The organism is Nonomuraea rosea, from assembly GCF_039539705.1.
GTDB lineage: Bacteria > Actinomycetota > Actinomycetes > Streptosporangiales > Streptosporangiaceae > Nonomuraea > Nonomuraea rosea.
Window position 1 is genome coordinate 1 of record NZ_BAABDQ010000093.1, and the last position, 9,714, is coordinate 9,714.

Here is a 9,714-nt window from a genome sequence, read left to right on the forward strand (position 1 = left end):
ATCGAGAACGTCAACAGCTTCCGCGTTCAACTGTCCCAATGGTCCCATCAGGGCTACATCAACAAGATCGCACCGGCTCTCTACGGCCCCATGCCCACCAGCACTTAAGCCTTTGTCAGCAGGCTCTCACATGACAGGAAAAGATCATCTCGCCTCGACCTGCGAGGCGAGGCAGCAACCCAAGACAACGATTGCTGGGACTGCGTGTCCCGGTGTTGGGCTGAACACATTGCAGCGTGGGGACGGCTCACGGCCCGCGGCATGTTCGCGAGGGAACGATCTTCGCATTGACTGTAAGACTGATCCGCCTTTGACCATTACCTGATGTAAGGGCCAAAGAGGGAGCCTATGTGCTGAGTGATGATGATTTCGCCGCTTTGTTCGATGCGTACCGCCCCCGGGTGTACGCGTATGCGGTGAGCAGATGTGGTCGCCGGCTGGCCGAGGAGGTGGTCAGCGAGACGTTCGTGGTCGTGTGGCGACGGCGGGACGTTATCCCGGCCAAGGCGCCCTTGCCCTGGTTACTGGGTGTGGCGCACAACGTGATCCGCGAGCTCTATCGCGACGAGCTCCGGCAGGCGGCGCTGGATGAGGCGCTGCGCGGCTGGACCGAGGAACTTGAGGGAGACGTGGCCGACCAGGTGGCCGAACGGGCAACCGCGATGAAAGCCCTGTCCACGTTGAGCGACGCGGACAAAGAAGTGCTGACCTTGGTCTCGTGGCACGGGCTGACCTCGGCGCAGGCGGCCGCGGTGGTGGGAAGTTCGCGATCGGCGTTCTTCGTCCGGCTGCATCGGGCCCGCCGGCGACTGGAGGCCGCCATGAACAACGTGACGGCGGCCGACCCCCGGCCCGCATTCGTCCCGGAGGAGGAGAAGTGAAGCGGAAGAACGCGCTCGATCTGCTGGCGGCGGCCCGGCCCGCCGACCTCGACCTGCCAGGGTCGCCCCGGGCACGGATGGAGGAACTGCCCACGCCGGTGCGACGGGGCCGCGCACGGTGGGTCGGGGCGGTCGCCGCGTCGCTGGCCACGGCCTCCGTGATCGGCGCGCTGGCCTTCCCCCGCCTGCTCGACCCCGGCGTCTCCACGGGGCACGTGGCCACACATCCCGCCGGGAACGCGCTGGACATGGCGGCCCGCAGCGCGGCAGCGCAGCAGCAGACGCCCGGGCGGTTCTGGTACGCCGAGGGCCTGATCCTAGGTGAGGAGATCATCGGCGCACCGGGCAACCGGTACCGGATCAAGACCCGGGTCCAGACCGGCCTATGGGCCCCGCGCGACCCGGCGACGCTCACCGTGCTCACCGAACGCGGCCTGCCCACCGTGCCGGCGTCCGGACAAGAGGAGCAGGCGTGGCGGCGAGCGGGGAAACCCAAGCTGTGCGGCAACGACACCGACTGCGGGAACGACACGGCTCCGCTCGGACGCACGAGATTCATGTTCATGCCCGGCACCTGGCCCTACGGAGATCAAGGGCTCACACTTCCCGCCGCTGAGCTGCTCGATCTGCCTCAGGAACCGGACGAGCTGCGCGAACGCCTGCTGGCGTTCTGGCCCGCCTACAGCGAGACCATGAAGGACTGGCCGCCACCGCCCGCGGGGAGTTCGCTGGCCACGAAGGACTCCTGGCTCCTCAGCATCTCCCTGGACCTGCTCCAGCACGCCCCGATCTCAGCGGGCACCCGCGGGGCCCTCTACCGGATGGTGGCGAGCCTGCCCGGCACCCGAGCCCTCGGCCGGATCTTCGATGCCGAAGGACGCTTGGGGATCGGCATCGGATGGACCCAGGCCATGGGGGACGGACAGAGCGAGCAGCAACTCATCGTGGAGGAATCCAGCGGCCGGCTACTCGCGCTGCAGAACGTCATCGTGAAGCCCTGGTCGCAGGACCCGGCGGGCAGCGAAGGGGCTGCGGGCCTGCCCGCGGGGACCGTCTACCACGCACTCGTCTACCAGCGAGCCGCCTGGACCGACACCGCCGCCCGGCTTCCCGAAAGGTGTCCTGCCCCCACTCAGACCGACCGGAAGGACTGCGTCGACTGAGACCCGACATCCACTCGTCGGTCGACCGCCTGGGCCTACAGGAAGTCGTCAACTTATGTACGTGATAATGGCCGGTTATCCCGTACATGGGCGATCATGACGGCGCGCTGAGCGGGTGACCCACGCTCCCGGCCGCTGCACGACTTGGGCACGTTATCCGGCACATCGCGCCCGGACGCCGTTCACACTTGGTGACCAGCATGAGCGTGGCACCGACAATCACCGCATTGCGCGGCGGCAGGTCGCCCCTCGCCGCGACCGCCTTCCTGGCCACGCCGCGCGCAGCCAACGCCAACGCTCCTACGCCTCAGCCGTCGCCCGCCTTCGCCGAGCACCCGGGCACGCCTTCGATGCAACATGCCTTCAGGGCCGGTCAACGTGCCTTACGTGCCTGACAAGATCATATCGCTTTGACCTGCGAAAAGAGGCCAAGAACCCAAGATAACCATCGGACTCGCTGCCGATCACGACGGTTGTCCTCAGTCGTCGATCTGCCGTCACCCCGGTCCGGACGGCAAGTCGCAAACCCTCTACTCAGTGACAATGCGCATCAACGACGGCGTCGCGCTTGCCCTCCTGGGGATTCCCTGCTCGTCTGCGGGTGCCCTGTCCGACAGTCTTCGTCCTGATCTTTCTGACGGCTCCGTAGTGATCGTTGAAGGCCCGCTCGCGCCGGTCCAGCTGTGTCCTGCTCGACGCCTACGCAGGGCTCGACCTGCACCAGCTACGCCACAGCGCCGCCACCCACCTCGGCGACACCAAAGTCCCATCGCAGCTCAACATGGGCAAGACCCGGCACAAGAACCCGCGCACCACCCTGTGCTACGTCAAACCCGGCGCCGAAGCCACCGCCAAGGTCATCGGGGTGCTGGCGCCCCGCCGCCGTACTCACTGATCAGCGCGTTCTCCAGTCGGTACGGCTTGTCACGGCTTAGCGCTAATACTCGCGAGTAGAGCCCCGGCCCTCTTCCCCATTCGGCTCATCAGGGTGGCGGAGTTGCCGGGCGCCGGCGGGGCCGAGGTCGGGCTGGGGCGAAGGGGTAGGTGCCGATCAAACGTTGATGTGCTGGCGGACGAAGGGCGACAGTCCCGCGACGTGTTCCTCGGCCAGCTGATAGCCCTCGGCTTTGAGCTGATCAAGGCGGTCGGCGAAGAGCTGGCTCGTGCAGATCGATGGCAGTGGCACAGGTGGGCGAGCATGAGTCCGGCGAACGGCCCTCAGGGCCGGAGGGCGGAGGCGGGCAGGCGGCGCGAGAGCGGCAGCAGCGCCCCGCAGGCGAACCCCAGAAGCACGGCCAGCATCGCCCACAACCCCATGGGTGCCGTCGCGACCAGCACGGAGAAGCCGGCCGGGGCTATGACCTGACCTATTGACCAGGTCATCTGGTGGACGGCCAGGTAGCGGCCGCGCAGGGTGGGGGGTGCGATGCTCGCGGCCAGGGCGGCGGCCGGGGTGGCGTGCATGAGCTCGGCGAGGGTGAAGACCAGGGTGGCGGCCACGAGGACGGCGATTCTGGGCGGGCCGGAAGGAAAGAGCGCCGCGGCGGCGTACAGGGCGCAGGAGAGGATGAACACGACGGCGGCGAGCGCCATCGCATGCGTACGGCGAGTACGCCGCTGCAGGCGCCGTATGAGGAGTTGGCCGGCGGCGACGAGCAGCGTGTTGAGCGTGTAGAGGATGCCCAGCAGGGCGGGAGGGGCCTCCAGCGCAGAGACGGCGTACAGAGGCAAGCCCACGGAGAGGATCAGGCGGGTCAGCGTGAAGGCCTGCTCCACTGCCACGATTCCCATGAACGGCCGGTCGGACAGGACCTGTCGATAGCCCCCGGGTTTCTTCCCCGGTCGGGGGGCAGCGGGGACGCGACCGCCGGGCAGGAGCAGGCAGACCGAGGCCAGCACGAAACTGACAGCGTTGAGGAATGCGATCAGTGTGAAGCCGGTCGGGCCCGCCATGGACACCGCTGACGCCGAGAGCAGGCCGCCGAGGCCGAAGGCGACGTTGCGGGCTGTGGCCTGCAATGCGTACAGGCGGTCACGGCCTCCGCTTTCTGTGAGCGCGGCGACGTAACTGCCTGCGGCGGGATAATAGGCACGGTCACCGGCCGAAATGACGGCGGCGAGGGCGATCAGCGGGCCGAAGGCGTCCACGAGCGGGTAGAGGGCGAAGCCGAGCGCGCGGATCACGTAGGTGCCCACCAATACGCTACGTGCGTCGAACCGGTCGATGAGCACTCCGGCCAGCGGATTCGCCGCCAGGCCGAGCGTGGCCGCCAGTGTCATCCCCAGCCCGACCGTGGTCCCGGGCAGCCCCGTCACCTGCTGGATGAACAACAATGTCATCGGCATGTACAGGCCGCTGCCGAGGGCGTCGACGAACATGCCGACAAGGAAGGGGCGCCTGGCCGGACTGCGTGGCGGGGAAACGAGCACGTGCGCAATGGTGCCTGGTTGGCGATGGAGCGCGGATCGGGCATTGGTCCTAGGTCCACCGCCCGATCCACACCAAGATGTCAGTGGGCGGCGGCACGCAAGCCACCGTGTGGCATGCCATCCCCAGCACGCCAGGGAAGCCGGAAGCGGCGCTGCGGCTGACGCCGAAACCCGTCGCGCTGATTTCACGCATCGGCCGTCTCGTCAACGCCGTCGAAGGCGTGCAACGGCCTGAAACGCTCGCGGTTGCCGGCGTGGAGCACGGCGGCCGCCCCTGGACCACTTGGATCGGCGAGGGACCAGCCCGCCGCAGCACCCCGTACCGTCTCGGGCGGGACATCGCCCACCTGCACGAGGAACTGGCCCGCCACGGCGGGAGCACCTTCGCCGATCGGCTTCTGTCGTTCGAGCGCGGCCCCATCCCCAGCAGCGAGCAGCCGCCGCCCGCCTGGTACGTCGCCCGCCACAGGTGGCGCGATCGCATCTCCCTGACGTACGCCGCCCAGCAGCGGCATCTGCGAGCCCAGCCCATCCACGGCGACCTGCACTGGGACAACGTCGTCGTGGGGCGCGACGGCGGCTTCGGATTCATCGACTTCGACAAGGTCATGCACGCGCCGCCGGCCTGCGCACCACCGGATTCTTCCCGATCTCACCCGAAACCGGTACGGTGCGTTTTCAGCGAACGCGTGCCGCCGAACTGCTGGACGGCTACCGCAGTATCCGACCGCTCGCCGACGCCGAGGTCGCCGCCCTTGAGGGATACGTCGTCATCCTCAACGAGGAATGCGCACGGCTCGGCCATGCCGTCGGGGTAGGCCGTTACCGCGACCAAGCCGACGCTGTCGGAGACTGGCTGCTCAGCCGCCGACGCCGCAACCTGGGCGACCCGTTCGGCATCCGCACCCGCGGCCGCCGGCCGCGGACGCCGAACAGCTCACGCTCCCGGCACTGCGCACCAGGGAGAAAGCTCGAGGCCAACCGCTCCTGGGCTCAACCACGCGACCCGGGCCCGAGCAGCGGCTCCGTGGCGATGGGAGAAAACCTGCCTCCGAGCGCAGTCACTCCCCGTGAGAGGTCAGCTCCGATCCCGTAGGGTTTCAGCCAGGGATCGGGCTGCACGCCTCGTTTCTCTGCTTTCCTGTGCTGAGCCGGTCGGCGAGGACGTGCCGTTGGTCGGCGGCCTGTTCGAGCAGGACCCGGGGCCGGCCGAGGGTCGGCGTGGCCGGCGGCAGGTCGGCCGGTTCGCGGCGTGGCCGGGCCGCTCGTGGGCGCCGGGCGGGCACGTGGACGTCGCGCAGCTCGCGTATGTGCGGCAGGTGCCCGGGGGATCGGCGCGGGGGCGTCGATCTGGTAGGCCTCGACGTCGGTGGCCGCGGCCATGCCGGCATGCACGGTGATGGCGGGCCGGTTGTCGTGCTGGGTCATCAGGCCGATCAGCCGGCTCAATGGCGGCTGGGCTTCGGCGACGGCCAGATGCCCGCCCTTGGCCTGCAGGACGTGGTGGCCGCCTGCCGTGAGCACGGCGCCCGTTTCTCCATCCATGTCGAATCCGGCGCGCGGTGTATGCGGGACGGCATCGTCGTGCCATCGGGCATCGCGGGTGCACGACGATGACTTCCTTCTGCGTGGAGGCCCACGACTGCCCGATGACCTCCTGCGCCGCCCCGGCCGGGTCGCCCTGCCGCACCGGCGCTCCGCCCGGATACCCACACGCCCGCCGCAGCCGACCCCGACTTCGTGGCCGTACGCCTGGGCGCCGTGTTCCATCTGGCCTTCGACGGCGGCTTGCTGCAGTTGCCCGCCCAGGGCGACGCTCCCCGATCGGCGAGGTGATGGGGGACGTGACCGCCACCAGCCGCCGACCGGCAGCAGCAGTCACGGCGCGGTCGGCCTCATGGGAATCCTGAGGCACTGAGGAGGCGTTACTGGGCGTGGCTCGCCGACCTGCTGACCCGGAACGGCACCCCAACCTGCCCCGCCTGTACGGCCCTCCGCTCCCGAAGCTGACCCCAGCCCCAAAGTAGCTGGGTGTTCAGAAACGCACACGTTGCGGGACGAGAAGTTCACCTGCACGAACACCGTCCAGGAACCTACGTCCGAGAAGACCGCGGCCCATCCCAGCAGTATTCCGGTGAGACCCCTTGTGAGCGGTCCGGTGGTGCGAGAGTGTCAGCCAGCGCGCTGGGGCGGGGGTCGAGACCGTGGTGCCTGGCCCTCACCCTGGTTGTTACGTCCGTGCGCGTTTCAACCGGTAACCGTCCAGAAGTGTGGTGGGATGTTGCGATATGAGATCGCTCAGGGGCGCGTCGGTGGGGCTGGTGGTCGGGGCGGTCGTGGCGTTCATCTACGCCGACGCGATCGCACAGGAGCACGAGCTCGGCACGATTCTCAACGATGCGCTGATGTTCTTGGTCCCCTTCCCACTCGGTGCGGTAGGCGCGGTGCTGCTGCGGATGCCGCGCTGGGGCGCCGTGGCGATCGCTGGACCGATCGCGACGTCCGTACTGGGGGCGGCGCTGATGCAGGTCATCCCCGACTTCTACCTCTTCGGCTTCGACGAGATGTGGACCATTGGGGTGTGGGTCGTCGCCGGGGTGCTCGGGTACGTGGCGGCAGTCTGGTGGGCCCGTGACCGGTGGGTCGCGATCACGGTCACCGGCCTGCTGTTATCGGTGCACGTGATCTCGGGTCAGGTGCGGGATCCGCTGCACGAATGGCAGGAGGCCTTGGCCTTCCAGCGATCGGGCATCCCGCTGCTCGCACCGGAGAGGCCGGGCTACACCATCAGTCGAGCCGAGCTGTGGACCGGCGAGGAGGACGGAACGGCGATCCTGCTCGAGTACACGCGCCCGGGCCGGATGGAGGTCCAGATTTTCCTCCGTCCCGCCACGGCCGCCGCGCCGAAGGCCGCATGCGGCTCACCGTACCCTCGCCTCAGGTGGGGCACGGACGGCGTTTCCTGCACCCCGACAGGGGGTGACCGGTGGATTCGCGAGGACTCGAACGGGGAGGTCGCGGCGTTCGCCTGGCACGGGAGCGCTCTGGTCCAGGCTGCCGGCACAGCCATGACCTCTCAGGAGCTCTTCTCGCTCCTCGACAGCCTGCGTCCTGTCACGGCCGCGTGGCTTGCGCGAGTGTAGGGGTGCTGTCACGAAGTGTGCGATGAGCTGCCAAGCTGCCTCGGAGCTGGAATTCCGTCGGCGTTGTGAGACGCCATCGGGACCGGGTGGCAGGTGTGCGACAGGGAGCGGGCCGGACGACTCCGGTAATGCGGTCGAGTTGCCAGAGGCCCACCGAAGCGCCCTGTCCGCGTCTCGTCAGCGGAGATCCCGGCTCGCCCAGTTCAGCACGGCGAGCACGGGCGGCAGCACGACCAGCCACCCGTAGTGATCACCTGTCTGATCACACTCTGCTACTGACATAAGTGCCGCGGCCCGCCGACACTCTCCTGTCGCTCAACAGTGCTTACCTCTTCTGCTTCTGAGCGCCGGCTGCGGGACTCTGGCCATCGCTTGGCGGTGTGTCACCGGCGCCCTCTGCCGCGGTGTGCGAAAGGACTGGTCAGGCACTGCGGCGCCTGACGAGAGCCGCTGCTCGCAAGCTGATCACGGTCTTGGCCGGTCCCTGATCCCGGGGCTGGTCAGGCGGTGGGCGACACCTGGGCGCCGGGGTGCTGAATTAGCGGGGACGGCGGCGCTGGGCGGGGCGGTGATCTCCTCGGTGGCGGGCTCGGCCACCGGGCTGCGATCGGGTCCATGCTGTGCAGCGGGAGGGCACGGCCCAGGCCGAGTCGCCGATAGCGGTGGTGTGTGCCGACCGATTCGAACTCGGCGGCCCGGTTGTGCTCGTCGAGCCAGATGATCGCGGACGCGGTCATGGTCCCGTCCGGGGCTTGCACCAGGATGTGAAGGGCGGAACGGCGCGAACGCCCTCGTAGGGTCAGCGAAGCGCGTTCAGCTCGTCGAGGGCGCGATGGCCGCGCTTGACCACCCCTGGAACGACATCGTGGCGCCCGTGACGGATGGGGACCTCGATCATGAGGAGGATCTGTGCCGCTGCGAGCACCGCCGCCCCCTCCCAGCCGACCAGGTCGAGGATTCTCGTCCACAGCCGCCTTCGGACACCGTCCAGCAGCGGATCCTGGAAGGAGTACCACACGAGGGCGGTGAGATCAGTCGCCCGCGTGCCGCTTCCTGCGTTCCCGATATCCACGACCGCCACCACCGCTCCGTCACGGACCAGGATGTTGCTGGGGGTTGAGAGATCGGCATGCACCATGTCAGGTGCTTCTCGTGGTGGTGGGACGTCGGCACACACGAGCCGCAGGCGCTCGACCAAGGCCGACACCACGGAGGAATACCCCGAGAGCCTGGCCACGGACTGGCGGAGACGCGACTGCTCCGGTGTCTCGTTGAAATCCAGCCCGGCGACAGCCGATTCCTGACCGGTGGCGACCCGCCAGGCGTACGACCAGTGGTCGTAGGGCTCGGAGGCTTGGCCGGCCTGGAGTTCGATGATCTCCATCAGCTGCTCAATGAGGGACTGGGTCAGATCTGGCGCGGGAGCCGCGTCAACGAAGTCCATCAGATGCCATACATGAGTGGCTGTGGCCCCCACTCCGAGCCAGGCCGGGGTGGGATAGCCGCGCCTACGCATGTGCTCGACCACTCTCTGGGCCCGCAACGTCTCATCCAGGTGGGTGGGGTGTGCCCGGGGCACTGCTTTGAGCACTGCATTTGCCCCTCCGGCCAACTGGACGCGCATGGCACCCCCATTGACGCCTCCGGGAAGGCGACTGAGAAGAGTGACCTCTGCCCCGACCACGCTGGCCACGTCGTCCAGGACCTCGGCCGGCAGCTCTTCGGGATGGGCGCCCTGATTCATCGGTTCGACCTCGAAATTTCAGCGCATGGACAGAGAGCTAGTTGGCACTTCGTGGCAGCTTCGGGAGAACCGAGCCTACTTTGGGCTCGTCGCACGGACCCGAGCGGAGGGCCGTCAATTCGCCGGGCTGCTCGTTCAGTTGATCACTGGGGGCGTAGTGCTGACCGAACGTATAACCCCCATGGGGGCCAACCGACCACCTTCACGCCAGCCGGGATTCGGTCATGTCGAGATGCCAGTCGACCACGTTGGATGGAGCGGACCCTACCGCCCGGCACAGCTGCCGCAGCATCCAATGTGCCCAATACATCCGCAGGGTAGCGGGGGCGATTCGGTCGGCGAGAATCTCGTCC

The 9,714-nt window shown here is 68.1% G+C and carries 9 protein-coding genes and 1 pseudogene; 6 read left to right on the forward strand and 4 right to left on the reverse strand.

The window, feature by feature from the left end; translation table 11 throughout:
- Positions 1-350: 350 nt before the first annotated feature.
- From ABEA43_RS67125 to ABEA43_RS67135, 3 genes are all read left to right on the forward strand, one after another.
- A complete protein-coding gene (locus tag ABEA43_RS67125; RefSeq protein ID WP_345581224.1) occupies positions 351-881 on the forward strand; it encodes an RNA polymerase sigma factor in 531 nt (176 codons plus the stop codon).
- Positions 878-2,044 (forward strand): hypothetical protein, encoded by a 1,167-nt coding sequence (locus tag ABEA43_RS67130; RefSeq protein WP_345581227.1) that lies wholly within the window; start codon positions 878-880, stop codon positions 2,042-2,044. The genes ABEA43_RS67125 and ABEA43_RS67130 overlap by 4 nt, the downstream gene beginning before the upstream one ends.
- Positions 2,045-2,699: 655 nt before the next feature.
- On the forward strand, positions 2,700-2,939 hold the full coding sequence (locus ABEA43_RS67135; protein WP_345581230.1) for a hypothetical protein: 240 nt from the start codon (positions 2,700-2,702) through the stop codon (positions 2,937-2,939).
- A 156-nt stretch (positions 2,940-3,095) separates the two neighbouring features.
- Here ABEA43_RS67135 and ABEA43_RS67140 read toward each other — a convergent pair whose 3' ends face one another.
- Together ABEA43_RS67140 and ABEA43_RS67145 are read right to left on the reverse strand one after the other, a co-directional pair.
- Positions 3,096-3,230 carry a hypothetical protein gene (locus tag ABEA43_RS67140; RefSeq protein WP_345581233.1) on the reverse strand — a complete coding sequence of 45 codons (135 nt, stop codon included), beginning with the start codon at positions 3,228-3,230 and terminating at the stop codon, positions 3,096-3,098.
- 32 nt (positions 3,231-3,262) lie between these two features.
- Entirely contained in the window at positions 3,263-4,423 is a 1,161-nt protein-coding gene (locus ABEA43_RS67145) for an MFS transporter (RefSeq protein WP_345581236.1), read from the reverse strand.
- 134 nt (positions 4,424-4,557) lie between these two features.
- Here ABEA43_RS67145 and ABEA43_RS67150 point away from each other — a divergent pair, with 134 nt between their 5' ends.
- The 3 genes from ABEA43_RS67150 to ABEA43_RS67160 all read left to right on the forward strand — a co-directional run bounded on the left by ABEA43_RS67150 (position 4,558) and on the right by ABEA43_RS67160 (position 7,617).
- Positions 4,558-5,292: a phosphotransferase gene (locus ABEA43_RS67150; RefSeq protein WP_345581239.1), complete on the forward strand. Its 735-nt coding sequence runs from the start codon at positions 4,558-4,560 to the stop codon at positions 5,290-5,292.
- 571 nt (positions 5,293-5,863) lie between these two features.
- Positions 5,864-6,091: a hypothetical protein gene (locus ABEA43_RS67155; RefSeq protein WP_345581242.1), complete on the forward strand. Its 228-nt coding sequence runs from the start codon at positions 5,864-5,866 to the stop codon at positions 6,089-6,091.
- Between the two features lie 671 nt (positions 6,092-6,762).
- Positions 6,763-7,617, forward strand: a complete 855-nt coding sequence (locus tag ABEA43_RS67160) for a hypothetical protein (RefSeq protein WP_345581245.1) — start codon at positions 6,763-6,765, stop codon at positions 7,615-7,617.
- A gap of 614 nt (positions 7,618-8,231) precedes the next feature.
- Here ABEA43_RS67160 and ABEA43_RS67165 read toward each other — a convergent pair.
- Together ABEA43_RS67165 and ABEA43_RS67170 are read right to left on the reverse strand one after the other, a co-directional pair.
- Positions 8,232-8,396: pseudogene (locus tag ABEA43_RS67165) on the reverse strand (GNAT family N-acetyltransferase); the annotation flags it as partial.
- Between the two features lie 20 nt (positions 8,397-8,416).
- The gene (locus ABEA43_RS67170) at positions 8,417-9,361 is read right to left on the reverse strand and encodes a phosphotransferase family protein (protein WP_345581248.1); all 945 of its coding nucleotides are present in this window, start codon (positions 9,359-9,361) and stop codon (positions 8,417-8,419) included.
- Between the last annotated feature and the right edge of the window lie 353 nt (positions 9,362-9,714).